Consider the following 25,128-nt stretch of genomic DNA (forward strand, 5'->3'; position numbering starts at 1 on the left):
CAGCAAGCCCGTGCACGCCGCCCGCAGCAACCCGCCCTCGCCGATCGGCGGCGTCGAGCAACACTCGTCTGCTCACCGCGCCGACCAGCCGGCCGAGGGTCACCGGGTACGCGGCGGCCAGCCCGACGGCGGCAAGCCCCACCGCTCCGGAGATCCGGGCGGCCCGCTTCAGGTGCCGCGCCTCCGGGCGGGGACCGTCGCCGAGGAACGGCCGCACCTCGGAGCGCCCGAAGTAGACGTTACGGCCACCGAGGCGGACCCCGAGCGCACCTGCCATCGCCGCCTCGCACTGCCCGGCGTTGGGGCTCGGGTGGTCGTTGCGGTCCCTCCGCCACACCTGCCAGGCGCGCTGCCGGTCTCCGTGCGCGACAGGTGCGACGGCGATGGTGAGCAGCCCGGTCAGCCGGGACGGCACCAGGTTGAGCGCGTCGTCAAGACGAGCAGCCGGGGTGCCGAACCGCGCGTAACGCGCCGACCGGTGCCCGACCATCGCGTCGAGGGTGTTCGCCGCGCGGTAGCCGAGCAACCCGGGCAGGCCGGCGACCGCACCCCAGAGCAGCGGGGCGACGACCGCGTCGGAGGTGTTCTCGGCGACCGACTCGACGGTGGCCCGGGCCAGCTCCGACTCGCCGAGCGTCGACGGATCCCGTCCGCAGAGGTGACCGAGGCGTCGCCGGGCAGCGGGCAGATCACCGTCGCGCAGCGTACGACCCATGACTGTCGCCTCGTGCCGTAGCGTGCGACCGCCGAGCACGCTCCACGTGCCGGCTGCCACGAGCACGGCCCGGGTCACCGGCCGGTGCCGGGTGGCCGCCGCGGCGACCGCCCCGAGCAGCACCGGCCCTCCGACGGCCAGCGCGGTGAACGCCGTACCCGCCGTTCGGTCCGGCCGGTAGAGGCGGCGCTCCAGCGCGCCTGCGGCCTGCCCGAAGCCAGCCACCGGGTGCCACCGGCGGGGGTCGCCGAGCAGCCTGTCCAGTGCGTACCCGGCCAGCAGCCCCACCGCGTTCGCCATCGGCGCTGTCCGTCGCACCCGCACCACCCCCGGCCGGCCAGCCTAGACGAGCACCCCGGGAGCCGGCCCAGCCCCACGATGCCGCACCCGCGACGAGAACCACTGGAGCGAGCCGGCAGGCCCTCCCCGCCGACGGCCGTCACGCGGGGTGACGACGCTTGTCACGCCGCCATCCCGCCCCCGTCGTGCCGTGGCGTGCCGATCGGTCAGGCCGGCTGCGGGATCCGGCCCCGACCACGCCGCCCTCGACCGGGCTGCGCCGGCTCCGGCTGGCCTTCGTCGGGCATCGGCCCCAACTCGATGTCCAGGTCAGCGTCGGCGTTGCCGTTCTCGGCCTCGGGGGGAGGCGCCAGCTCGTCGTCGAGGTCCCGCGGGACACTTGCCGGCCCGGCCTGCCCGCCGCTCGGGGAGCCGTCGTCCTCCGGCACGGTGCCGAACGGGCTGGCGCCGAACGGGCTGGTTCGCAGCTCGGTGTAGTCGGGCAGCTCGAAGTCGTCGTCAAGCGGCCGGTCATCGGGCAGCACGTGTGTCTGCCCGGCGGGAACCGGCTCGGTGGGTTCGCCGTGCACCCGACTCTCGGCCTCCGCGTCCTCCACCGTGCTGGTCGTCATGCTCGGCCGGTTGCGCAGGAACCGGGCTCGGCCCCGGGACAGGTCGTGGCCGACGGCGACCGCCTCCAGCTCGTAGAGCGTGCGGTGGTTGCCGGCGTCGTCGGTCCAGTCGCGGGTGTAGAGCCGCCCGCAGACCACCACCGGGTCGCCGACCATGACGGAGGCGGCCACCCCCTCGGCGAGCTTGCGCCAGCAGTTGACGCGGACGCGCAGCGAGTTGCCGTCGACCCATCGGCCGCTGTCCCGGTCGAGTCGGCGGGCGGTGGAGGCAACCTTGAAGTTGGCCACCAGAGTGTTGCTCTGGGTCGTACGCCGCCACTCGGGCGTGGTCAGCACATTGCCGACGATTGTCACGTAAGTGTCGAACATCATCCCTCCAGGGGGATCGGGGGCCTGCCAGCGCGAGTCGACTCGCCACCGAGCTTCGACACCGGGAGCGTCTCGGTCGAGCGCCCGTCCCCGGCCTGTGGATGACGAACCCACCTGTGGACAACGCCCTGATCACGCCCGGATGTGGTAGGCCCGACTCGCCCGACCCGCCGTCGACGGTTTCCCCCGCCGCCCCTACTGGGTAAGGACTTGATCAACGCACCACCGACAGCTCCACGTCGACGAGAGGTCAGCGCCATGACGATCACTACCATCGACTCCGCGAACGCCTCCGGGGCGCAGCGATGAGCGCCGCGGCGAACCCGGCCACCGTGGCTGAGTGCCTGCGGGTGGGCGCCGGGTTCTCTCAGGGTGACCGCAACTGGATCGCTGAGCAGTTCGCCACCCTCGACGCCCGGCTGGCCAGCTTCCACGCTGATGCCACCGAGCTGGAGGTGTCGGTGAAGGACCGGGAGGCACGCGGGCAGAAGGTCACGCTTGAGTGCTGGATCGCCGGTCGGCAGAAGATCGTCACCACCTCCGGCGAGGAGGATCTGCACGCCGCCCTCAACGACGTCCGCGACGACCTGCGGCGGCGGCTCAACGACGCCAAGACCCGCCAGGAGCCCCGGCACAACAAGCACCTGCGCGACGTCCCCCAGCCGCAGGTAGAGGCCGACGAGCCCGAGAACCCAACCCTCCGCGCCGACGCAGAAACGGCCTGACCCCCGCCCCGCCCCGCCCCACCCGCCCCGCCCCGCCCCGCCCCGCGATCTTGCACTTTCGAACGCCGAACAGCGGCAATCGCCCTATATGCCGGGACAGAAAGTGCAAGATCGCGGGGGCGGGGCGGGGGCAGGGGGCAGGGCGGGGAGCCGGGCGCGGGGCGGGGGCAGGGCATCGCCGGGATGGCGTGGGCTACCGCTCGGTAGGGCGGCGGCGTAGCGTCGCGTTCGTGGAACCGGACGTGTTGGGGCCGCCGTACGAGCGGCAGACGATCGACCTGGGCACCGACGACGAAGGCCCGGTCGTGGCGACCCTGGTCCGGCGGCGGGCCGAGCGCCCCACCGGACGGGCCGTGCTCTACGTGCACGGCTTCGTCGACTACTTCTTCCAGACTCACCTGGCCGACTTCTTCGCCGAGCGAGGTTGGGATTTCTACGCGCTCGACCTGCGTAAATACGGTCGCAGCCTGCTCCCGGCCCAGACCCCGAACTTCTGCCGCGACATCAGCGACTACTTCCCCGAGCTGGACGCCGCCGCCGAGATCATCCGCAAGGACGACGGGCACGACACCCTGCTGACGATGGGCCACTCCACCGGCGGCCTGATCCTCTCGCTCTGGGCGGACGCCCGCCGCGACACCGGCACCATCGACGGCCTGGTCCTCAACAGTCCCTTCTTCGACCTGAACGCCCCCTGGGCGGTCCGTCGACCCCTCGCGGCCGCCGTGTCCCGGCTGGGCCGCAGGGCGCCGCACCGCATCCTCCCGTTCGGGCTGGGCACGGTGTACGGCGAGAGCATCCACTCCGACCACCGCGGCGAGTGGACCTACGACCTGGAGTGGAAGCCGTTGGCCGGGTTCCCGGTCCGGGCGGGCTGGCTGAACGCCATCCGCACCGGGCAACGTCGACTCCGTGCCGGGTTGGACATCCAGGTGCCGGTGCTGCTGGCCTGCTCGACCCGCTCCTTCCGGGGCACCAAGTGGCACGACAACGCGACCCTTGCCGACGCCGTCCTCGACGTCGAGCACATGGTCCGCTACGCGCCCCGCCTGGGCCGCCACGTCACCCTGGCCCGCTTCGACGGCGGGTTGCACGACCTCACTCTCTCCGGCCCCGCCGTGCGCAAGAAGGTCTTCGACGAGGTGGGCCGCTGGGCCGAGGCGTTCCTCGCCGCCGGCCCCACCGCCCCGGCCGACGCGTCAGGTGCGGCGGCGACCTCCCCGCGCTGATCGGTCGGGACGGCCACTCGGGTCGCGGTTCAGACGTCGCCGGGCGTGACAGGCAGGACGGCCTGGATCCGGTCGAAGGTCGCCACCGGGTGCACGCCGACGCCGGGCAGCACCAGGCCCAGGCAGTACGGGGACACCTCGCCGCTGACGTCAGCCTGGACGATGAAGACCGGCGCGCCGACGTACCCCCGCGGCAGCTCCGTGGTGATCACCACGGCGTCCCCGTCGCGGACCACCCGCTCGATCGCGACCTCGAGCGGACGCGACCCGTCCTCGCGTACCCCGTGGGCCAGCACGAAAGCGGAACTGGCGTCGGCGCCGAGCCGGGCGACCACCTCGGGCCCGGCGGCGATCGCCGCGGGCACCGGCTGGACGCGCCACCGCCAGCCGCCGTCGCCGGCGAAGCGGTGCAAGCCAGCGGTCGGCAACACCGCGACCCCGTCGCCCGGGAAGCGGGCCCAGCCGGGAACGATCCCGGCCTCGGCGACGACAGCCGGTGCGACCCCCGCCGGCTCGGTGACACTCGCCCGCAGACTCAGCTCGCCACCCGACGCCCGCACCAGGTCAGCCGCCGTCAGCAGCGACTCCCCCACCGGGTCGTCGCCACCCCGGAAGAAGAACGCGGTGCCGACGTCACCCGACGACCGGTACGGCAGGATGGCGCGACCGACGACCTGGCACAGCTCGTAGGCGACGTCGCTCTCGGCGTCGGAATCCAGCAACACCAGCCAAAGGTACGGTCCAACGCCGGGCCGGTCCGCGGTAACCCGGATGCCCGCTCCGACGCCGACGTGAGACCCTGCTCGGCAACGTGGACGCGGGCACCCTTTTCGCCGTCGGGCAGTGGGACGACGGTACCCTCTGGGCGCGACACCCACGCCACACGCGCCCGTAGCTCAGCGGATAGAGCAGGGGACTTCTAATCCCAAGGCCGCAGGTTCGAATCCTGCCGGGCGCACCACCGTCTAGCTGCCATAGCGCCCCGACGGGTACTCATCGAGCTGACACTTGATCGTCGTTTGGGGACAGCTCGGCCCTCGGCGAATCCGTGGGCGTCAACAGACAGTGGTAGCTCACCCGCAGCGCCCTCGCACGGTAGGTTTTCCTCGTGCTTCCGATGACACTAGCCGAGATCACGACCGCTGTCGGTGGGGCCGTTCACGACGCTGCAACCGATGTGACGGTAACTGCCCCGCTGGTGTTCGACAGCCGGCGGATTGAGCCGGGCGGGATGTTCGTCGCACTGCCCGGTGAGCGCGTCGATGGGCACGACTACGCCGCCCAGGCGATCGAGGCCGGCGCGGTGGCCGTGCTGGCGTCACGACCGGTCGGCGTCCCCGCGGTGATCGTCGAGGACGTGCCCACCGCCTACGGACGCATCGCCCGCGTGGTCGTGGACCGGCTCCCGAAGACCACGGTGATCGGTGTGACCGGCTCGGTAGGCAAGACCTCAACGAAGGACATCCTTGCCCAGGTGCTTCCCGCCTGGGGCGAGACGGTTGCTACCCGGGCGTCCAACAACAACGAGCTTGGGTTGCCGTACACGGTCACCCGCGCCACTGCCAACACCCGCTATCTCGTCTTGGAGATGGGCGCACGCGGGATCGGGCACGTGGCCTACCTGACGGGGATCGCCCCGCCCACCGTCAGCATCGTTACCCGCGTCGGGCACGCGCACCTGGGCGAGTTCGGATCGGTGGCAAACATCGCCCAGGCCAAGGGTGAAATCGTGGAAGCGCTGCCCGCCGCACACGACGGCGGTCTAGCGGTGCTCAACGCCGACGATGAGTTAGTGGCCGCGATGGCGATCCGCACCCGCGCCCGCGTGCTGACCTACGGAATCGAGAAACCGGCGGACGTGCGCGCCGAAGGCTTGACCTTGGACGAGTTGGGTCGTGCCGGGTTCCGGCTCGTGCACGACGGGCAGGTGGCCGAGGTGCGGTTGCGTCTCTACGGGTTGCACCAGGCGTCCAACGCGCTGGCCGCCGCAACCGTCGCCCTCGGGTTAGGTCACCCCATCGAGGCGGTAGCCGAGGCGGTGTCACAAGCCGAGGCGGTATCGCCGGGACGCATGCAGGTCAGCACCCGCGCTGACGGGGTGACAGTCATCAACGACGCCTATAACGCTGCACCGGACGCGATGCGCGCGGCACTGCGCGCCTTGAAGGCGATGACCGGCGACGGCCGGCGGGCGGTCGCTGTACTCGGTGAGATGGCCGAGCTAGGCGAGCATGCGCCGCAGGTTCACCGGGAGATCGGACAGCAGGTAGCCGAGATCGGGGCCGGATGGCTCGTCGCGATCGGCGGGGCCGACGCCGCGCAGTACGCCGCCGGAGCCGCCGGCAACGGCACTGTCGTGGATCGGGCGACAGACGTAGCCGAAGCGTGGGAACTCCTCCGAGACGGGTTGCGACCGGGGGACGTGGTGTTGGTCAAGGCAGCCAACAGCGCCGGACTCCTCACTCTCGCCAAGAGGCTGATCGAGGAACCCGGCGCTGTCACCGCCTAACGGGGAAGGGGTCAGGCGGACAGGGCCACCTCGGTTCGGGTGCCCAGGGCGTCCAGGATCGCCGCGCCGTAGCCGTTCACGTCACCCGTGCCCATCGTCACCACCACATCACCGCGGCCCGCCATCCGCGCGATGACCCGGGCGGCGTGGTCGGGGCCGAGCGGCAGGCAATAGTCACCCTCGCGCAGCCGCGCCACGATTGTCCGGGAGTCCGCCACCGGGCGACCGGTGGGCACGGTGTTGTGCACGTCCAGAAGTAGGACGTAATCGGCCTTGTCCGCCAGGACTCCCCCGATGCGCTCGGCGAACGCCAGGACGCGGGCGTGCCCGGACGGCTGGAACACCACGAACACCCGACCCCGCGCCAGGGTACGTGCGGCGTCCAGGTCGGCAGCGATCTCGTTCGGGTGATCGGCGTAAGAGTCGACCACCGTCACCCCCGAGCGGGTGTCGATGTGCTCGAACCGGCGGCGCACCCCGCCGAACGCGCACGCCGCGCCGGCCACCTCGGCGGGATCCAGCCCGAACGACACCGCGCACGTCAGCGCCGCCACCGCGTCGTCCAGGTGATGCGCGGCCGGGGTCGGCAGCGTCAGCCCGACCTCCGTTCCGTTGGGCATGCGCACAGTCGCGGACACGCTCCACCCCTCGGCGTTGACGTCCAACAGGCGCACGTCCGCCGCCCGGTCGCGGCCGTAGCGCAGCACCGTCACATCGGGTCGCTCCTCGGCGATCACGTTGGCGGCCACCGCCGCGCCCACACAATCGGCGTTGACGACCAGGACCCCGTACGGCACGATCCGCGCGCCGAAACCGACGTAGGCGCGCAGCACGTCGGCGTGGTTGACGAAGTTCTCCGGGTGGTCGTCGGTCACATTGGTGATGATCGCGACGGACGGGGTGAGGAAGTGGAACGAGCGGTCCGACTCGTCAGCCTCCGCGACCAGCAACCGCGACCGCCCGAGGTGGGCGCCAGAGCCCGGCCCGGTCAGGTCGGCCCCAACCAGGTACGTCGGGTCCTTCCCGAGCGTGCGCAGGATGTGCGCGAGCATGCCGGCCGTCGTGGACTTGCCGTGCGACCCGGACACCGCCACGAGCCGCCGCTCGGTGGCCAACTTGTCGAGGACCTGTGCCCGGTGGACCACCGGGATACCGGCGGCGCGGGCCGCGCGGACCTCTGGGGCGTCCTGCGCAACGGTGGTGTAGACGACGCAGCTCGCCCCCTGGACGTGCGACGGGTCGTGCCCGACCTGTACCCGCACGCCAGCCGTGCGCAGCGCCGCCAGGGTGGCCGAGTCGCGCAGGTCGCTACCGCTGACCTCGTGGCCCAGCTCGGCCAGCAGCCGCGCCAGGCCAGACATCGCGCACCCGCCGACGCCCACAAAATGCGGGCGGGACAGGTCCAGCGGACCGGAGTACGCCTCGATGGTCGGGTTACCAGTGATCGTGTCCGTCATGGTGTCGTGTCTCCTTCGGTGTAAAAGCTGACAAGTTGGTGCCATGAGCTGACGTGCTGGAGGGGTCCGCTCCTTTCACTCGTGGGATTCCTTGCGCACGGCCGAGCTGGCCTCGGGTCACCGCCTCGGCCGCGCGGGTCCAATCGATCTGCGCCGGCCCGCTCGCTGGCTCGGCCTCGGAAGGCGGGAGAACGGGGCCAGAAGCCGAGTAGGTAGGCCACATTGGCGCAGGAGAAGGCCGGCGCCCCTTCCGCGCGGTGCGGCAGGTTGGGCAGGCACATGGCCGACCGCCGGGGAAGCGGCGCGACCGGTGCGGACGGTGCCTGGGACGGGCTAGGTCATCGTCGTCATCCATGAGAAGGGGCCGGCTGGGCAGCGGTCCGTGGCGACGCGCCGAAGCAGTGTGGTCCGCCCACCCGTCGTGCGCCGATCAACTCCGGACGCGTCGCTCCCGGGACCCGGCGCGGTAGACGCAGCGCGATGCGGAACACCCGCACGGCGCTTTCCCGGACAGAGCACGACCCGAGCGACCCGCAGCCGATGCACCGCCCATCTGCACTCGATACCGCGTGCCGGTTCAGCTCGGCTTGCGCGATGTCGACCTGACCACCACCGAGGTAAGTCGTCACGTGATCTGCCTCCAAGCGGGTGGGGCACGCCGCGTGGATCCATCCACGCTGGTCACACGGCGTGCCCCGCCCATCGCCCACCACCACGGCGCGCACCGCTCGTAGCAATGGGGAGCCCGTTGCGGTCTCCGGTATGCAAGACGGAGGCGATATGGCCTAATGTGCACCAGGTTGGCCGCTGTCTTGCGTACCTATAGCGAATCGCAAACCACAGCCCGTAGGTACGCTGTGACGCACGTCGAAGCGGTGAACGTGGTGAAAGATCGACTAAAGGCGGGGGTGCGCTGTGCCGCAACCAGGACCCGGCAACGCCAAGCTCGCAGCCGTCATCGCGGAAGCAGGCATGTCCCACGCTGAGGTTGCCCGAGCGCTGGTCCGCGTCGCCCAGGAGAGCAACGCTAACGAATTCGCCGGAGTGGGCCGCTCCCACGTCTCCCACTGGATCGCTGGCTCCAAGCCCTCAGGCCGGGCACCTGTGCTGCTCTGTGAAGCGCTGTCTCGCAAGCTCGGTCGGGTCGTCACACTCGACGAGATCGGGTTGCCCGGCCAACCGCTGTCCTCAGCGGACATGCTCGGTTGGCAGGTCGATACGCTGTCAGCGCTAACCAAACTCGGGAGAGTCGACGTGGACGCTGAACGTAGACGCGTTCTCAGCACTGCCGCCTACTCGCTCGCCGCGCTGGCTCTGCCGTCCGATCGCTGGTGGACGCACATGGCCGAGCGCGGCCAGGCACGCGGCGCAGCAGCCGGCAGGCACGTGAGCAATGGCGACGTCGAGGCAGTGATCGACATGGTTTCGCTGTTCTCACGCGTTGACCAACGGCGAGGTGGCGGACACGCCCGATCGGCAGTCGTCCAGTACCTCACCTCCGACGTGGCGACCTACCTACGCGGACGGTACGCCGACGAAAATCTCAGACGTGACATGTTCACCGCTGCCAGCGAACTGGCCTACCTGGCGGGTTGGATGGCATTCGACAACGCCGAACACAACGTCGGCCAGCACTATTTCAACGTGGCAGTGAAGCTGGCCGCCGAAGCCGACAACCCGGCGATGGCAGGCCACGTCCTACGTGCCATGGCGCACCAGGCCGTCGACCTCGGGCACCACAAGCACGCTCTCGACCTGGCGGCGGCTTCCGTCGACGGTAAGCGCTACGAGTCCGCGTCCCCAAGAGAGCGCGCACTACTTGGCGTTGTCTACGCTCGCGCGCTCGCGGTGAACGGCGAGAAACAACGCTCCGCCCGCGCGCTACTTCGTGCTGAGGATGACCTCTCCTCCGCCACCCAAGGCGACGACGAACCCGGGAGGGTCTTCTTCTTCGCGGAAGCCAGCCTGGCTCACGAGACCGCCTGCGCACTTCGCGATACGGGCGACTTGGCGGGCGCGGCGAGACACTTCCGCCGCAGCGTGAGGACCCGGAAAGCCTCGGCCTTCACGCGCACCCACGCAGTCACCCTCGGATACATGGGAGCAGTGCAGGCACGACAGGGCGAGATCGAGGAAGCCTGCGGGACGTGGTCCCGCGCGCTGGACGCGATGGACGGCGTCCGCTCGGGCCGTACACGCCAAGTTGCCGCCGACATGCGCGCCATCCTTGCCCCCTACGCCCGCCGCAACATTCGGGTGGTCCGAGACATCGACGTGCGAGCGAAGACGTATCTGTCTAGTTTCGCCTAGACGACAGCAAACCCAAAAGACCGGAGGCCGCAATGACAGCCGAGAATTTCACCGTCGAGCCCATTGCGCACGTCGTCGGGGGGCGAACCGAGCCGACCGACGATTACTGGGGCGGTAGCCGCGCGATCCTCCGAATCGATGGTGAGCGTTTCACTCCTGCCGCCACCAAAGGGCTCGAAGAGTTCTCGCACCTAGAGATTGTCTTCCGCTTCCACCTCACCGACCCCACGGACCTGCACCTGGGCGCACGCCGCCCGAGAGACAACCCTGAGTGGCCCGAGGTCGGCATCTTCGGCCATCGCAATATGCGCCGCATCAACTGGTTGGGCGTTTCTCGGTGCCGACTCGTCAAGGTTGATGGCCTTGACCTTCACGTCGAGGAGTTGGACGCCGTGGACGGCACGCCGGTACTGGATATCAAGCCGTGGTTTTCAGATTTTGGACCTAGGGGCGTAGTTCACCAACCAACCTGGACAACGGAGATGCTGCGCCTGTACTTCGCCAACCACTCATAGACGAGAGAAGGGCATTGCGTGGCTACACTCAAGAATTCACGAGGAAAGTTCTTCCACGTTCACAAGATGCCGCCGGATCTTAACTTCTGGATCTACTTTTTCGAAAAAGCTGGCACCACGGCAGCCCTCGACCCGAACCTAGTTAGGCGCGCGAAGCTCTGGCGGCCAGAGAGGTCGAACTGCCCAAGACTCTCGTTTCTACTTGAGGACTTGATTGATGCCGTCCCTGGCGAATGGCGTGCACTAGCGGCGAATCTATTCGCAGGCAGAGTCCTCCAAGGGGATGTGAATGCCGCAGCCTGGACAGAGCGCAAGGCCGGAATTCTGGAAATTAACATACAATACTCTTTCACGCTCAGCGCCTACGCCGCAGCATACGACGAATTCTTTCACCACCTGAAGAACTTCTACTTCGATATCCTGAAAGATACCTCCAAAGCCGAGGAACTGAGCGCATCCATTAATAGAAGTTTCGCCATACCCTGGGGTGAACTGGATAGCGCAAGGAAGGCATGGCTGGACCGGAGACTAGTGACCACGGGAAATCCCGTTCAACTTCGATTGAGCGCCGGCCGTGAGTCACTACAAGAGGACATGGTCGATGCCGCCGAATCTTTCGTAATCGCTCATGAACTGGCCCACCACCTACTCGGACACACCGTCAGCCGCAGGGATAAGCGGCGAGCCAAGTTGATAGTCGACCAGACGGTAGAGAGGCTGGGCCTATTCGATTCAATAGCGGCGTTCAATAATTCTCAACGCGAGGAGCTCCACGCTGACTTGCTTGCATTCCTAATTGTCGCCCGGGCAATCGAACGTCAGCCGAACTTTTCAGACCTATACCGCGCGGTCGCCGGGTCATCGTTGGCACTTATCACGCTAGCGCATGTCGCCGACGAGTGGGTCGAGTCCGACTCCGCCGGAACCCATCCGGGCTTTGTGACTAGATTTGCTCTGATCCGAAGCCTGACCGACGCATTCTCAGCAGACGCCCCACCTGGCGAAATCGGGGATCACCCCATGGGCTTCCTAGCTCAGCTTTCGACATTCGCTGGGGTTGCACTTAGCACCTGGCTAAGCCGACGATTTCCAGACGAGAAGCCCGCCACAATAGAGCAGGCGATGACTCATCTCATTCATTTGATGAACAAGGTTTATGATCGAGCAGGGTCTATCGGATTAGAGGGCTCGCCGGGCATCGAAGCGGTCGCCGAGCCAACCCAGCAAGCAACCTCTTAAGACGCCATCCCTACCCTTTTAGTGAGGCCGCCGGTGCGCGCGCCTCACATGCCCGGAACGAACAGGCTGGTTCAACTACGTCACACCGCAGCACCGAACGCCCGTGAGCCCCGTGTGAGCCCGGATGCCTCCGAACCTACCGTCACAACTCAAGACGGACTGGCATGGGTAAGGGTGTCTACCTGGACAGATAGACACCCCTAGCAACTCACGATCACGGGCTAACCCGTATCCGATTCAACTTCTAATCCCAAGGCCGCAGGTTCGAATCCTGCCGGGCGCACAGCAAGCTCGACCGCCGGGGTGCGTGGCGTGCCGTACGCGAATCCCCATCAGATGCTGGCGAAGGGTCAGCCGGCGAGCCGTACCGCCAGAAGGACCAGGACGGCTGTCGCCACGACGGCTAGCAAAATGCGCAACGCCCGGAGACCTCGCCACCACGGGATTATCCAGAGCAGCAACCAGATGCCGCCCGTGATCAACACGTGCTGACCGATGACCGCGAGGGTGGTCTCCTCGCACATGTTGTCGGCCACGGCTTCTTCGCACAGCGAGGGCGTGCTGTGCGAGTTGTAGAAGAAATCTGCTGTGAACCAGGCGATGCAGGCCAACACCGGAGCTGCCACCAAAGTGAACAGCGGCGCCACCAACCAACCGGCGACATCCCGGCGGCGGTCCACGAGCCGTTTCACGGGCAGCAGACTACCGTCGGACATCGACAGTGCGCAGTCCCGCGCATGCCCGGCAGGTCCCGCCGCAAGCACCGTCGCCCCGGTTGAACGATCCTGACCGATGACCAAGCGATTCATGTCCTGGGCCGTCTGCCTGGATGAACGCGACGATCGACAGGCTGACCGGTGTCGACGGTTCGGCTGGATGAGTGGCGGCGCAAAAAGTGCCCGGCGGGTGTCTACGGGTTGGCCGGCGCACGGCGTTAATAGGGCGTGACGTTCGAGGAGTACGCGTTCGCCCGCACTCCGGCGCTGGTGCGGCTCGCCCGACTGCTGACCGGCGACGAGCACCGGGCCGAGGATCTGGTCCAGGATGTCCTGGCCCAGGCGTACGCGAGGTGGGGGCGCATCGCGCGGACGGATCGCCCGGACGCCTATGTCCGCCGCATGCTCGTCAACGCCCACAATTCCTGGTGGCGTCGGCGCAGCAGCCGCGAGATCGCCGTCGCGGCCGTACTCGACGAAGCGGCCACCGTCGACGAGGCCGACGGGGTCGCCGAGCGCGACGCGCTGTGGCGACTGGTCTGTGCTCTGCCGGCCCGCCAGCGCACCGTGATCGTCCTTCGCTACTACGAGGATCTGGACGACACGTCGATCGCCGAGATCCTCGCCTGCTCGGCCGGGACGGTTCGCACGCACGCGAGCCGGGCCCTGGCGGCGCTGCGTCAACGACAGCTTGCCGAAACCCCCGCTCGGGCAGGAGAGTTCTGATGTTCAGCGACCTCGATCAGCAGCTCGCCACCACGCTCAAGCACCGTGCGGGTGACGACGTCGACCCGACGGCGATCGTCGAGACCGCTCGGCGCCGCGGCCGGCGGTTGCGACGGCGGCGACGGGGGTTCGTCGCGGGCGGCGTGGCCGCAGTCTGCGTCGCCGTCACCTCGGTGGTGCTGACGATCCCGGGTGGCCGGAGCCCCGACGACCTGATCATGCCGGCGACGGCGCTCATGCTGCCGCAAGCGCCGACCCAGGCCGGTGCCATCGCCCGACCCGAGGAGGTCGGCGCCGATCCCGCGGTGGTGCACTTCTCAGCCGATTCCCTGGTGAGCGATGCCGATGTCGCGACGTGGCGCGCCGGGCGGGGCACCGAGAGCGTCGAGTTTCGGGGCCCGAGCGGTCAGGCCCGCTTCGTGTTGGCCCGCGATCACGCGGCGCTGGACACGCTCCAGCAGACGCTGTCCTCGGAGGGACGACCCCAGGGAGGGGTCCACGTGCGGGTCGGTGACCGGCCGGCGGTCGCCTGGTTCGACCCGTCCGGCGACCGGAAGCTGTGGTTCGTCCGCTGGGAACCCGCCGACGGGCTCTGGGCCCAGTGGGAGACGTACGCGGCCACCGTGGAGCAGGCGACCGACTCGGCCAGCAGGGTCGAGCTCGACCGCGCCCACCGATGTGTGGTGCCGTTCCGCCTGGAGTCGCTGCTGCCCGACGGACGGGTGCTGGAGTGCTCGGTCACGCTCGGCCGGTCGGCGCGGGACCCATTCGTCGAGGGCTCACTGGTGGTGGGTGACGCATCCGGCCGTTGGCTGACCGTCCGTGCGCAGCCCGCCCCGGGCGGCGGCCAGGCCCGGTCCGGGGATCTCGTCGCCGGCCCCTACCGGGCCCGCCGGCAAGGGAGCGACGTGCTGGAGATGACGGTCGAGCCGTTCGCCGTCGAGGCGTTCCGGAAGGGTTGGGGCAACGGCTACACCGAGGCGGAGGGGTTGACGATCCTCGGCGGCTACCGGTCGGCCCGCGACCTGGACCACCCGGACAGCTGGTGACACCGTGCTCAGGCGGAGGCTGCCGCCACGCAGAACTCGTTGCCCTCCGGGTCGGCCATCACCACGTGTTGCCTGTCGACCTCCTCCAGGACCTGGCCGCCGGCCCGCACCAGCCGCTCGGCCTCGGCCGTGATCCGCGCCCACCGCTCGTCGGGGCTGCCGTGGCCGGGCACCCGGATGTCGATGTGCAGCCGGTTCTTCGCCGTCTTGGGCTCGGGCACGTTGAGGATGGAGAGGTAGGGGCCGGCGCCGTCCGGGTCGCACAGCCACGCGCCGTGCTCGGGACGGTCGTCCTCCGGCAGGTCGAACTGCGCGTGCCACTCCGCCCGCGTGGCGAAGGGTGGTGGCGGTGGCTCGTCGATGTAGCCCAGGGCCGTCTTCCAGAAGGCGGCGAGCACCTGCGCGTCGGTGGAGTCGAGGGTCAGGGAGATCCGAGCTGCCATGACCGGACGGTAACCCGTACCTCCGACTTCTAGACGGGCCCGAGCAGCGCGGCGAGCGCCTCGTCGCCCTGACCGAGGTGCACGGCACCGGTCGCCGGCGCGATCAGGAAGCGCCGGCAGCCGTCCAGCTCCACGTACCGCTCGGGGCCCGCTCCGTCGAGCGGTCGCAGCACCGCGAAGCGGGACGCCGGGGTGGCACAGTCGACCACCGCTCGACGGTTGGACATCGCCCGGAGCACGCCCGCTTGGCGCTCGGGTGGCAGCGGCCCGCCGTACACGAAATCACCTGGCGGTTTCTCGCCCTCCTGAAGCGACGCGGGCACCTCGTAGACGCAGAGGCGCAACGGCCCGGCGGCCGGCGGGGCGGCCGGCCCGACCGGCGCGACGCGGCCGTTCCTGGTCTCCACAGCCACCATGTCCGTCCACTGCTGCTGGCATCCGGCGGCCGAGGCTGCCGGAGATTCGACCTGCCGGATGGTACGGGTGTCCACCGTGGTCCACTGCGGCCCGGCCAACGCGGCGATCACCTCGGCACGCGGCTTGTCGCAGGAGTTCGTCGGGATGTGGGGCCGCAGCCAGCGCTCCCGGTCGTCGAGCAGGGCCAGCCACGGCGGGATGACCATGTCGAGAGTGCAGGCGACCTCCCCGTCGGCCTCCTCATCGGGAAGGCGGAGTGCGGTCAACAGCGGCGCGATCTCCTTGGCGCGTCGCTCGGTGGCGACCTGTTCCTGGCCGCCGTTGGGGCCCGGTCGAATCTCCCGACCGCAGATCACGGCCGCGACCGGGGTGAACGTGGGGTCGATGCGACCGGTCGTCGGCTCGTCCACGGCCGGCGGCGACGGCACCGAGAGCATCTCGCCGGCGCCCGGTGCTTCCCTGGCGCAGGAGGTCCACCCGTCGACGATCTGGGCCGGAGCGGGCTCGGCGGCGCCGTCCGGCCCGATCTCCGTGCCACCGCAGCCACCCAGCGCCATGCCGAGCAGCGCCACCGCAAGTACCGTCCGGGACGAACGCATCAGGCTCACCACCCTTCCACCCGAGGATGAGACGGACGACTGACGCAGCCGGTTCCCGGGGCTCGGTGGTCGCTAGTGATCGACTCGGTTTCGTGATGTCGGGGCGTTGGATGGCCACGGACGCCCCGACTTCCGTGCACCCGAGTGGATCAAGCACCGCGGCCGGGGCGCGCTTCCTGGAGGAGCCACGGCACGAGGCGTACGGCTCGGTAGCAGTGTTCGTCGATCTCTACGGTAACCGGTGGGACCTCCTCCAGCCGCGCAGCACAGAGTGACACATTAGCGACACTCCGCACACATAGGGTCACCCCGCTACCGATGTCCATGCTATTGTCCGATGTCGATCTACGCCGTGTGGACCCGGACCGGGTCGTTGTCGGAAGGACACTTCCCGATGCCGGCCGTTGCCACTCCCGCCGTGCCACCACCCACGTTGGACAACCCGGCCGGCGGCGCCCTGGGCCTCATCTTCACCACGTTGCCGGCTTTGCTGCGGCTGAGCTGCGGGCTGTTCGGCGCGGCGGTGGCCGTGTCGGTGCAGACTCCGCCGGTCGAGCAGGGGGTGCTGCTGCCCGCTGTGGGCGTCCTGACCGGCTGGTCCCTCTGGTATGCGCACCGCGCGTTGCGCCACGGCATCGGCCCCGCCCTCGTCGCCGGTGACGTGGCGGTCACCGCGCTGACCTGCCTCCTCATTCCTGTGCTGGTGGCGCCCGAGGTGCTGCCCGGCGAGGGCAGTTGGATCGCCGTGCTGGCCAGCACCACGGTGATCAACACGCAGGCCACCGCGTCGGCGCGCTGGTCGATCCCGGCCGGGTTACTCGTGATCGCCACCTACGTGACCGGGGCGCAGGCCGCCGGCAACCCGACCGAGGCTCGGGCGCACGCGGCCACGCTGCTGGCGCAGACCGCCTGCACGGCGATGATGGCGGCCGTCATGCGCCGGCGCATCGGCCGGGCCGACCGTGCCTTCGTCGAGCACCAGCGGATCACCCGGGAGACGTTGGTCGCGCGCGCCGCCCGCGAGGCCGAACGCCAACAGAACCGCGACCTGCACGACACCGTGCTCGGGACGCTGACCATGGTGGGGCTGGGCGCGGTGTCCGGGCCCTCGGCGGCCTTCCGGGACCGGTGCGCGGCCGACCTGCGTACCCTCGTCTCGCTCAGCGACGGCGGCCCGGTGGCCGGCGACGGCCCGGTGCCACTCGACGGACGCCTACGCCTGGTCGTCGACCGGCTCCCCGAGCTTGCGGTCCGACTGGACCTGGCGTCCTGCGCCGTCCCCGTCGGTGTGGCCGACGCGATAGGTGAGAGCGCCTACGCGGCGTTGTCCAACGTGGTCCGCCACGCGCCGGGCGCCGGGGCCACACTGCGGCTGACCCGCGACGCGATCGGCGTCGTGGTCGAGGTCGCCGACGACGGCCCCGGCTTCGACCTGGCCACCGTCCCACCTCATCGGTACGGGTTGCGCGAGTCGATCCACGGGCGGATGGCGACGGTCGGCGGGCGGGCCGACGTGCGGTCGGCGGTCGGCGCGGGCACCCGGATTCGACTGGAGTGGCCCGGTGTCGGCTGACCTGAACGCCCCGGCGCACCCCACCGACGCTCCGGCGGCACCGGACCGGACAAGCGTTCCGACACCCCGTGAGCCGGTTCCCGCCGAGTCGCTCGCGGCACCGGCCGCCGTCGCCCACGCGTCCGACCGGGGTGCCCGGATCGCCGCCGTCGCGATCGCGTTGGCCTGGCACGTCGTGATCGCGCTGCCGGCGGTGCTGGCCGCCCGCACGGAGTTCGCCGCGCCTGCGGTGGTGCTCGGCGCCTGGGTGCTTGTCGCCGGGACCGGCGCGGTGGCCGGGGTACGACTGCTTCAGGGCACCCCCTTGCCCCCGTGGCCGCTGGCCGGGCTGCTGCTGGTCGTCGACGCGGCAGTCTTCGCCGCGTCCGGTGAGCGGCAGTTGTTCACCGCCGCCAACTGGGTGTGGGGCACCCTCGGCTGGTTCTTCGTGCTGGCCGTGTGGGGGCGGCGCGTCGTGGGGTTGATCGCCCTGCTGGGCACGCACGCGTTGATCGCGCTTGTCGCCGTGCTCGGGCACGGCCCCGACCCAGCCGACGTGGCCCGCTACGTGATGTACGTCTACGGCACGTTCTCGCTGCCGGTCGCGGTCTTCGTGGGCAGCACCGTCATCGTCGGCCTGGCCCGGGAGCGGGCGGCCGTCTCCGCCGCAGGGCACGCGATGGCCGCGGAGCGGGACGCCGCCGAGCGTGGCCTTCAGGACCGCCGGGACCGGCTCGCCCTGGTCAGCTCGGCGGCCGGACGGGTCCTCGGTGACCTGGCCGCCGGCCAGGTCGACCCGGACGACCCGGAGGTGCAGCGCCGATGCATGCTTGCCGCCGCCCGGCTACGCCGGCTGATCGCCGAGTCCGACGATGTGCCCGACCCGCTGCTGCACGAGTTGCGCGCCGCCGCCGACCTTGCGGAACGCAACGGCCTACCGATCGACCTGGTCACCATCGGCACCCCGCCGCCGCTGCCGGTGGAGGTCCGCCGCCGGCTGGCCGACCCGCTCACCGGCACCCTCGCCGACGCCCGGGGATGGGCGCGGCTGACAGTGGTCTCCGGCCCGGACGAGGTGGTGGTCAGCCTCGTCACACCGGACCGGGAGGGGCCGGAGGCGACAGGCCCTCCACCCGGGGAACACGACGACGGGCCGGTGCAGTACCTCTACGAACGGGACGGGAACATCAGATGGGCGCAGACCCAGTGGCGGCGGTGACCGGCGATCGGCCCATCGGGGTGGCGATCGTCGACGACCACCCGGTGGTGGTCGAGGGGGTCCGCGCCTGGCTCGCCACCGAGCCCCGCCTCACGGTGCTCGCCACCGGCGACGACCCGGACGAGGTGCTGCGGGCGGCGCCCGGCGCCGATGTCGTCCTGCTCGACCTGCGCCTGCACGGGCGGATGGCGTTGGACAAGTTGGCCGAGCTGAGCGCCGCCGGGCGGCGGGTGGTGGTCTATTCGGAGCACACCGACCCGCAGACGATGCTTGCCGCGCTCGATGCCGGTGCGGTGGCGTTCCTGGCCAAGCACGAGGGCCGGGAACACTGCGTCGCCACCGTGCTTGCCGCCGCGAGCGACCGCCCGTACGTGCCGCCGGCGCTGGCCGGTGCGATGGTCGGCGATCCACGACCGGACCGGCCGATGCTGTCCGACAAGGAGCGTGAGGCCCTGCTGCTCTGGTTCCAGTCGATGTCCAAGGCGTCGGTGGCCCGGCGGATGCAGATCAGCGAGCACACCGTGAAGCAGTACGTCGACCGGGCGCGGATCAAGTACACCCGGGCGGGTCGGCCAGCCGCCACAAAGGCGGCACTCCTTGCCCGTGCGATCGAGGACGGTCTCGTCCGGCCGGAGGAGATTGGCATCTACCGGTCACAGGCGACACACGACCGGCCGACCCCCTAACGGGCGTCATGACAGGGGCACTCCGGTCCGCCAGGCTTCAGTACACAGCCAGCTGACCGGAAGGTCGTGACGATCGATGCACTCCGACGCGTCCCCCTTCTTCATCGGTCCCCACCGGTTCGACGCCCCGGACGACGACGTGGGGCCAACCCTGGACCGCCGCCACAACCTGCGACCGCGGCCCGGCGAACGGCTGCTCGGGCGACACCGCCTGCTGGTCGCGGGCTACCTGCTCGGGCCGAGCGAGGTGCGGTGCCGTTGGCAGCTGCCCGAGCCGGTCGCGGTGACCGTCACCGACCAACGGATCTGCTGGGTGGGTAGGGGCTCACAGCTGTCGCTTGTCGCCGACGGCGCGCACCGGGCCCGGCCGCCGGCCCGGCTGAACGGCCTGATGAGTGGTCAGATCCGCTGGCAGTGGCCCTCCCGGCTGGAGCTGCCGGCGACCGAGCAGGGCGCCCCGGCGCAGCTGCTGATCGTCTGTGACGCGCTGCGCACCATCCAGCAGCCGGCGTTGGCCTTCAGCGGGGTGGCCGCCGAGGTCGTGGCACTGGCCCGGCAGGTCCGCCGGGCGGTGGCCATGTTCCGGCTCAGCCGTCCACAACTGGTCGACCTCTCGGGCCAGGAGCGTGACGTGCTGCTGCTGCGGGCCGGCCCGGGTCTGCTCGCCGGCGACACCCGGATCACGCTGCCCGGCTCGTTGCCGGTGGAGTTCCACTCCCGGGACGACTACTACCGCTCGATACCGGAACCGCCCTCGTGGGACGGGCTCGCAGGCGGCGCAGCATCCGGGCATCGGTGAAGCCGACCGCCCGCGCGGCGGCCTCCACCGTCGTGCCGTGCCCGATCAGGTGCTCGGCCCGTTCCACCCGGAGCAGTTGCTGGTAGCCGAGCGGGGTGAGGCCGGTGCTCGCCCGGAACAGCCGGGTCAGGGTTCGTTCGGCCACGCCGCCGACCGCGGCCAACTCGGCCAGGGGCAACGGCTCGGCGTACCGGCTGTCGATCAGGTCCTGCACCCGGTGCACCGAGTCGGACAGGTGGGAGCGGTGCCGCATCAGCGCGCTGGCCTGCGGCTCGTGCCCGTTGCGGCGGGCGTAGACGACGAGTGTGCGGGCGATCTTCGCAGCGGTCGCCGGGCCGTGCCGGGTGGCCACCAGGTGCAGCGCCACGTCGATGCCACTGGCGATGCCCGCCGAGCTGACCACCCGGTCGTCCACCACGTAGAGCACGTCGCGGACCACCCGGGCCGCCGGGTGCCGGCGGGCCAGGTCGTCCTGCACCTCGTGGTGGGTGGTGCAGCGTCGGCCGTCGAGCAGCCCGGCCCTCCCGAGCGCGTACGCCCCGGCGCAGACGCTTGCCACCGTGCCACCGGCCGCGTGGTGCTCGGCGAGCCGCCGCAGGTCGGCGGGCGACACCGGCCCCTGCGGCCCGTGCGCCGCCGGCCGCCAACCGGGCACGATCACCAGGTCGTCCGGGGCCAGCTCGGGCCATCGGGTGTCGGCGACGAGCGGTACGCCCTGCACGGTGGGCACCTGCTCGCGTTCCGCGACGTAGTGCAGTCGGTAGTCGTACCCGAGGTCGGCGGCGCTGGAGAAGACCTGGGCCGGCCCGGCGAGGTCCAACAGGTGTAGCTGTGGGACCAGCAGGAAGACCACCCGGGTCACGCCGTCAGCCCCGCGTGCCGGCGAGGGTCACGCCGGTCACCTCGTCCACGGTCCGGATGGTCGCGAAGCGGCCCGCCAGCACGTACTCGGTGCGGGTCACGATCTCCTCGTTGCCCAGGGTGCGCGGGTCGGCGAGGATCTCCGCGACCGTGGCGGTCTCCGGCAGGTCCCGGTGTGGGATGGGGAAGGTCAGCGTGGCGTCGGTGACGAAGGTCATCCGGTAGCCGAGGTCCGCGCCGACCCGGGTGGTGGTCTCCACGCACTGCTCGGTGCGGATGCCGCAGACGGTGATGTCGGTGACGCCCACCTGGGTGAGCAGCTGCTGGAGGTTGGTGGTGGTGAACGCGTTGTGCGCGGTCTTGACGAGCGTCGGCTCGCCGTCGACGGGGACCAGCCCGTCGATCAGCCGGACGTGGCCGAGGGCGGGGTCGAACAACCCACCTGTGCCGGGTTCCGAGTGCAGGACCCAGACCACCAGATCGCCGCGCTGCCGGGCGGCGGCCACCAGGCGGTCGACCTGGCGGACCAGATCGGGGTTGGAACCGTACGCCCAGATCGGGCGCTGACGGAAGGACTCCTGCACGTCGATCACGACGAGTGCTGCTCTGCTCATGACGTCGATCCTGGCCGCACGGCGTTCGCGCCGGCAGACACCATCCTGCCCGGGTGCGGAACGATCCGGCCAACCCCGGCGTGTGCCGAAGCCCCGGGCCGCCCTGTGACAGGCCCGGGCGACGGCCGGCCGTGTCCGAGGATGTCGACGGACCCGTTCGGCGTCAGGCGCTGGGGGCGGGCTGTTCGGTGGCCGCGTCGAGCGCGGCGGCCTCCTCCGGCGTGGGGGCGCTGCCGCCGAGGTGCGCGGGCTGCCACCAGGTGTCGTCCGGGCCGGCCGGAGTGTCCGGATAATCCCGCTGCGCCCGGTCGACGAGGGCGCTGAGTCGGGTGGTCAGCTCGGCGGCGAGAACGTTCGGGTCCGGAAAGTCAGCCGGGTTGATCGGCTCACCGATCAGGATGGTGATCGGCGTGTGCCGGCGGGTCAGCGTGCGCGGGCGCCCCTTGGTCCAGAGACGCTGGGTGCCCCACAGCGCGACCGGCAGCACCGGCACCTTTGCCGAACGAGCCATCCGGACGGTGCCGCTCTTGAGCTCCTTGACGGTGAAGGACCGGCTGATCGTGGCCTCGGGAAAGACGCCGACGACCTCGCCCTGCTTGAGCGCGGCCACGGCGGCGCGGAACGAGGCGGCGCCGGCCTGCCGGTCCACCGGGATGTGTCGCATACCGCGCATCAGCGGGCCGGAGATCTTGTGCGTGAAGACCGAGTCCTTGGCCATGAAGCGGACCAGCCGGCCCGACGCGTTCGCGCCCAGGCCGGCGAAGACGAAGTCGAGGTAGCTGACGTGGTTGCTGGCCAGCACCGCGCCGCCCGTGCGGGGTACGTGGTGGGCGCCCTCGATGGTGATCTTCAGGTCGAGGACCCGGAACAGCGTCTTGGCGGTGGCGATAACGGGCGGGTACACGAGCTCCGGCATTCGCAGAATCTACCCTGACCGGCTGGGGTTCGGCTGAGCGGCGAACCGGCGGCGGCGCCTGTGGCGCACCGCCGCCGGTTCGGTGGTCGACTCGGTCAGTCGCCGAGGTTGTTCAGGTCCAGCCGACCCCGGGCGAACGCGTCCACCCGGCCCCAGCGACCCGGGATGTCCAGCACCTCGATGCGACCCATCCCCACCGGCAGCCGTGGCTCGACCGCCAGGTGACCCTCGTGCGGCTCCAGACCGAGCATGGTGCGCAACAGCAGCAGCGGCGTGCCGGTCGACCACGCCTGCGGGCTGCAGGCCGTGGGGTACTCCACCGGGAACTTGGTCAGCTCCCGCGGATAGCCGCCGAACGCCTCCGGCAACCGGCCGTCGAAGTACGTGGCCGCGTCCAGGATGCCGTTGGCGATGGTCGCGGCCTCCTCGGCGAAACCGTAGCGGCGCAGACCCCAGGCGATGAACGAGTTGTCGAACGGCCAGATCGTGCCGTTGTGGTAGCCGATGGGGTTGTACCGGGCCTCCCCCTCGGCGAGCGTGCGTACCCCCCAGCCAGAGAAGAGCCGCGGCCCGACCAGGTGCGCGGCGAGCTTCTCCGCCCGATCCGGCTCGACGATCCCGCTCCACAGCAGGTGGCCGATGTTGGAGCTGAGGATGTCGCACTGGCGGCCGTCCGGGTCCAGGGCCAGGGCGAAGAACTCGCCGTCGGCCACCCACCAGTCCCGGTTGAACCGCTCCTTCAGCTCCGCCGCCTCCCGCTCCAACTGGTCGGCGAACTCCGGGTCACCCCAGAACTCACGGGCCAACCGGGCCGCGCGGACCTTCGCGTCGTACGCGTACCCCTGCACCTCGCAGGTGGCCCGTGGAAACGGCGGCAAGGTGCCGTCGGAGTACGAGATCGAGTCCCAGGAGTCCTTCCAGCACTGGTTCTCCAGGCCGGTGTCGGTGTTGCGTCGCTCGTACCAGATGTAGCCGTTGCCGACCAGATCGGCGTAGTTGTCGATCCACCTGAGCGCCGCCCGGGACTCCTGCTCCAGCTCCTTGACCAGCGCGACGTCCCCGCTCCACCGCTCGTACTCGTCGAGCAGCACGATGAACAGCGGCGTCGCGTCCACCGAGCCGTAGTAGGGCGAGTGTGGCTGCTCCTCGAAGGCTGCGGTCTCGCCGTAGCGCATCTCGTGCAGGATGCGCCCCGGGTCCTCGTCCCGGAAGTCGTCGAACCGGCTGCCCTGCAGGGACGCCAGGATGCGCAGCGTCGTCTTCGACAACTGCGGGGTGAACGGCAGTGTCTGCAGGCAGGTCAGGATGCTGTCCCGGCCGAACATGGTCATGAACCAGGGCAGACCGGCGGCCGGCAGGGTGGCGCCGCCGAGTGACAGCGGCGAGAAGCGCAGCGCCGCCAGGTCGATGAGGCTGCGCCGGTACGTGCTTGCCACCCGGCCGTGCTGACTGTTGACCTTGGGTGCGTCGGCGATCCACTGCTCCAGGTCGTGCTGGAGCGCGAGCCGTTCGGTGCCGTGCATGCGCAGGCCGAACCGCAGGTCCCGGCCACCGGGCCCGACCGCGCGGGTCTCCACGTCGATCGCGGCTTCCCACTGCTCGTTGGGCTCCAGGTGGACGGTGTACGCGAAGCCCTTGCTGTCGTACCGGGCCGCCATCGACGACGAGATCACCGTCTCCCGGCGGAAGTTCCCCCGCCGGTACCCCAGCCGCAGCCGGTCCGACTCCACCTCGGTGTAGATCTCGCCCTTCTTGTTGAGGATCTCGTCCTTGACCTGGAACAGGTCGGCGAAGTCCGACGCCGCGTCCATCCGGACTTCCAGGTCGACGGGCTTCTCGTCGTGGTTGAGGATGGTCAACTGCTCACGGAAGCTGCCGCCCACCGCGCGCTCCCGGATGATCGACAGCTTCGCGTCGATGTAGTGCGTGGCCATCCCGGGGACCAGGAAGAACCGCGACTCGAAGTACTGCAGGTCGTCGAAGGAGAGCGAGTTGAGTCGTTCACCGTTGACGGTCAGCACCCAGGTCGACAGGAACCGGGTGTCGATGGAGAAGAGCCCGGTGGGCTCGCTCGGCGTCGCCTCGATGTCGCCGGTGTCCTCGCAGACGACGAACGTGTTGCCGTCCAGGATCCGGATCGTGTTGCTCTGCCCCATCAGTGCACCTCCCCGGCGAATCGCCGACGCGGCCCTCGGGCGTCCGGGGAACCCGGGAAGATCCGCTCCACCTGTACGACGAGACGAGCGTCGCCCGACACCGTCATGTCGCCCCGCAGCAGCGCGGCCAGGCCGTGTTCGCGCCCCGAGGCGATGTCGTCGAAGAGGACCGGGCTCGCGCCGATCACCGTGTCGGCCTCCCGGTCCTCCTGACTGACGTTCAGCCGGCCGTGGTCGATCCGCAGCAGCCAGTGCCGGGTCTGCGCCCCCTCGTGCAGGTCGATCCGCAGCGTCCCGGAGGTCTTGGCCAGCAGCGGCTCGTACCCCCGCCGGTCCAGGTCCTCGAAGAACCTCGTGGTCGCGTCCACCATCGGGTCCACTCCTCCCAGTTGCCGG

23 protein-coding genes, 1 tRNA gene and 1 pseudogene are annotated in these 25,128 nt (G+C 70.2%); 13 read left to right on the plus strand and 12 right to left on the minus strand.

What is annotated here, in order from left to right:
• Positions 1 to 31: 31 nt before the first annotated feature.
• Together ACWER9_RS11875 and ACWER9_RS11880 are read right to left on the minus strand one after the other, a co-directional pair.
• Positions 32 to 1,015: pseudogene (locus ACWER9_RS11875) on the minus strand (cobalamin biosynthesis protein); the annotation flags it as partial.
• 206 nt (positions 1,016 to 1,221) lie between these two features.
• A complete protein-coding gene (locus ACWER9_RS11880) occupies positions 1,222 to 1,995 on the minus strand; it encodes a single-stranded DNA-binding protein (protein ID WP_452301815.1) in 774 nt (257 codons plus the stop codon).
• A gap of 305 nt (positions 1,996 to 2,300) precedes the next feature.
• Between ACWER9_RS11880 and ACWER9_RS11885 the strand changes: the two genes are divergently transcribed.
• Both ACWER9_RS11885 and ACWER9_RS11890 read left to right on the plus strand, forming a co-directional pair.
• Complete coding sequence (locus tag ACWER9_RS11885) at positions 2,301 to 2,720, plus strand: HPF/RaiA family ribosome-associated protein (protein ID WP_452301816.1); 420 nt, start codon at positions 2,301 to 2,303, stop codon at positions 2,718 to 2,720.
• 230 nt (positions 2,721 to 2,950) lie between these two features.
• Complete coding sequence (locus ACWER9_RS11890) at positions 2,951 to 3,949, plus strand: alpha/beta hydrolase (RefSeq protein WP_452301817.1); 999 nt, start codon at positions 2,951 to 2,953, stop codon at positions 3,947 to 3,949.
• Positions 3,950 to 3,978: 29 nt separating this feature from the next.
• Here ACWER9_RS11890 and ACWER9_RS11895 read toward each other — a convergent pair whose 3' ends face one another.
• The gene (locus ACWER9_RS11895) at positions 3,979 to 4,674 is read right to left on the minus strand and encodes a hypothetical protein (RefSeq protein ID WP_452301818.1); all 696 of its coding nucleotides are present in this window, start codon (positions 4,672 to 4,674) and stop codon (positions 3,979 to 3,981) included.
• 160 nt (positions 4,675 to 4,834) lie between these two features.
• On the opposite strand from ACWER9_RS11895, the gene ACWER9_RS11900 reads away from it, so the two are divergent.
• Positions 4,835 to 4,910, plus strand: a tRNA-Arg gene (locus ACWER9_RS11900).
• Positions 4,911 to 5,066: 156 nt separating this feature from the next.
• Positions 5,067 to 6,458, plus strand: coding sequence for a UDP-N-acetylmuramoyl-tripeptide--D-alanyl-D-alanine ligase (locus tag ACWER9_RS11905; RefSeq protein WP_452301819.1), 1,392 nt, complete (start codon positions 5,067 to 5,069; stop codon positions 6,456 to 6,458).
• A gap of 11 nt (positions 6,459 to 6,469) precedes the next feature.
• Here ACWER9_RS11905 and murC read toward each other — a convergent pair whose 3' ends face one another.
• Positions 6,470 to 7,915, minus strand: coding sequence for a UDP-N-acetylmuramate--L-alanine ligase (murC, locus tag ACWER9_RS11910; RefSeq protein WP_452301820.1), 1,446 nt, complete (start codon positions 7,913 to 7,915; stop codon positions 6,470 to 6,472).
• 972 nt (positions 7,916 to 8,887) lie between these two features.
• Here murC and ACWER9_RS11915 point away from each other — a divergent pair.
• From ACWER9_RS11915 to ACWER9_RS11925, 3 genes are read left to right on the plus strand one after another with little or no spacing between them, the layout of a single operon-like run.
• Positions 8,888 to 10,225: a Tat pathway signal protein gene (locus tag ACWER9_RS11915; RefSeq protein WP_452301821.1), complete on the plus strand. Its 1,338-nt coding sequence runs from the start codon at positions 8,888 to 8,890 to the stop codon at positions 10,223 to 10,225.
• A gap of 32 nt (positions 10,226 to 10,257) precedes the next feature.
• The gene (locus ACWER9_RS11920; protein ID WP_452301822.1) at positions 10,258 to 10,740 is read left to right on the plus strand and encodes an SAM-dependent methyltransferase; all 483 of its coding nucleotides are present in this window, start codon (positions 10,258 to 10,260) and stop codon (positions 10,738 to 10,740) included.
• 18 nt (positions 10,741 to 10,758) lie between these two features.
• Positions 10,759 to 11,979, plus strand: a complete 1,221-nt coding sequence (locus tag ACWER9_RS11925) for a hypothetical protein (protein ID WP_452301823.1) — start codon at positions 10,759 to 10,761, stop codon at positions 11,977 to 11,979.
• A gap of 350 nt (positions 11,980 to 12,329) precedes the next feature.
• On the opposite strand, the gene ACWER9_RS11930 is transcribed toward ACWER9_RS11925, so the two are convergent.
• On the minus strand, positions 12,330 to 12,671 hold the full coding sequence (locus ACWER9_RS11930) for a hypothetical protein (protein ID WP_452301824.1): 342 nt from the start codon (positions 12,669 to 12,671) through the stop codon (positions 12,330 to 12,332).
• Between the two features lie 252 nt (positions 12,672 to 12,923).
• On the opposite strand from ACWER9_RS11930, the gene ACWER9_RS11935 reads away from it, so the two are divergent.
• Positions 12,924 to 13,421: a SigE family RNA polymerase sigma factor gene (locus tag ACWER9_RS11935; RefSeq protein WP_452301825.1), complete on the plus strand. Its 498-nt coding sequence runs from the start codon at positions 12,924 to 12,926 to the stop codon at positions 13,419 to 13,421.
• On the plus strand, positions 13,421 to 14,470 hold the full coding sequence (locus tag ACWER9_RS11940; RefSeq protein WP_452301826.1) for a hypothetical protein: 1,050 nt from the start codon (positions 13,421 to 13,423) through the stop codon (positions 14,468 to 14,470). The genes ACWER9_RS11935 and ACWER9_RS11940 overlap by 1 nt, the downstream gene beginning before the upstream one ends.
• An 8-nt stretch (positions 14,471 to 14,478) precedes the next feature.
• Here ACWER9_RS11940 and ACWER9_RS11945 read toward each other — a convergent pair whose 3' ends face one another.
• A complete protein-coding gene (locus ACWER9_RS11945) occupies positions 14,479 to 14,913 on the minus strand; it encodes a VOC family protein (RefSeq protein ID WP_452301827.1) in 435 nt (144 codons plus the stop codon).
• Between the two features lie 29 nt (positions 14,914 to 14,942).
• Positions 14,943 to 15,929 (minus strand): hypothetical protein, encoded by a 987-nt coding sequence (locus ACWER9_RS11950; protein WP_452301828.1) that lies wholly within the window; start codon positions 15,927 to 15,929, stop codon positions 14,943 to 14,945.
• Positions 15,930 to 16,323: 394 nt separating this feature from the next.
• Here ACWER9_RS11950 and ACWER9_RS11955 point away from each other — a divergent pair, with 394 nt between their 5' ends.
• From ACWER9_RS11955 to ACWER9_RS11970, 4 genes are all read left to right on the plus strand, one after another.
• The gene (locus ACWER9_RS11955; RefSeq protein ID WP_452301858.1) at positions 16,324 to 17,502 is read left to right on the plus strand and encodes a sensor histidine kinase; all 1,179 of its coding nucleotides are present in this window, start codon (positions 16,324 to 16,326) and stop codon (positions 17,500 to 17,502) included.
• Positions 17,492 to 18,700, plus strand: a complete 1,209-nt coding sequence (locus tag ACWER9_RS11960) for a hypothetical protein (RefSeq protein WP_452301829.1) — start codon at positions 17,492 to 17,494, stop codon at positions 18,698 to 18,700. Before ACWER9_RS11955 ends, ACWER9_RS11960 begins: the two co-directional genes overlap by 11 nt.
• The gene (locus tag ACWER9_RS11965) at positions 18,673 to 19,386 is read left to right on the plus strand and encodes a response regulator transcription factor (protein WP_452301830.1); all 714 of its coding nucleotides are present in this window, start codon (positions 18,673 to 18,675) and stop codon (positions 19,384 to 19,386) included. Before ACWER9_RS11960 ends, ACWER9_RS11965 begins: the two co-directional genes overlap by 28 nt.
• A 76-nt stretch (positions 19,387 to 19,462) precedes the next feature.
• Positions 19,463 to 20,185 (plus strand): hypothetical protein, encoded by a 723-nt coding sequence (locus ACWER9_RS11970; protein WP_452301831.1) that lies wholly within the window; start codon positions 19,463 to 19,465, stop codon positions 20,183 to 20,185.
• Here the strand turns inward: ACWER9_RS11970 and ACWER9_RS11975 are convergent.
• From ACWER9_RS11975 to ACWER9_RS11995, 5 genes are all read right to left on the minus strand, one after another.
• Positions 20,067 to 21,047 (minus strand): GlxA family transcriptional regulator, encoded by a 981-nt coding sequence (locus ACWER9_RS11975; protein WP_452301832.1) that lies wholly within the window; start codon positions 21,045 to 21,047, stop codon positions 20,067 to 20,069. The two genes, ACWER9_RS11970 and ACWER9_RS11975, sit on opposite strands and share 119 nt — an antisense overlap.
• Positions 21,048 to 21,051: 4 nt before the next feature.
• Positions 21,052 to 21,660 carry an isochorismatase family protein gene (locus tag ACWER9_RS11980; RefSeq protein WP_452301833.1) on the minus strand — a complete coding sequence of 203 codons (609 nt, stop codon included), beginning with the start codon at positions 21,658 to 21,660 and terminating at the stop codon, positions 21,052 to 21,054.
• A gap of 163 nt (positions 21,661 to 21,823) precedes the next feature.
• On the minus strand, positions 21,824 to 22,576 hold the full coding sequence (locus tag ACWER9_RS11985; protein ID WP_452301834.1) for a lysophospholipid acyltransferase family protein: 753 nt from the start codon (positions 22,574 to 22,576) through the stop codon (positions 21,824 to 21,826).
• A gap of 95 nt (positions 22,577 to 22,671) precedes the next feature.
• Entirely contained in the window at positions 22,672 to 24,732 is a 2,061-nt protein-coding gene (locus tag ACWER9_RS11990; protein ID WP_452301835.1) for an amylo-alpha-1,6-glucosidase, read from the minus strand.
• Entirely contained in the window at positions 24,732 to 25,103 is a 372-nt protein-coding gene (locus tag ACWER9_RS11995; RefSeq protein ID WP_124822132.1) for an SCP2 sterol-binding domain-containing protein, read from the minus strand. The genes ACWER9_RS11990 and ACWER9_RS11995 overlap by 1 nt, the downstream gene beginning before the upstream one ends.
• Between the last annotated feature and the right edge of the window lie 25 nt (positions 25,104 to 25,128).

Source organism: Micromonospora sp. NPDC003944 (genome assembly GCF_053605225.1).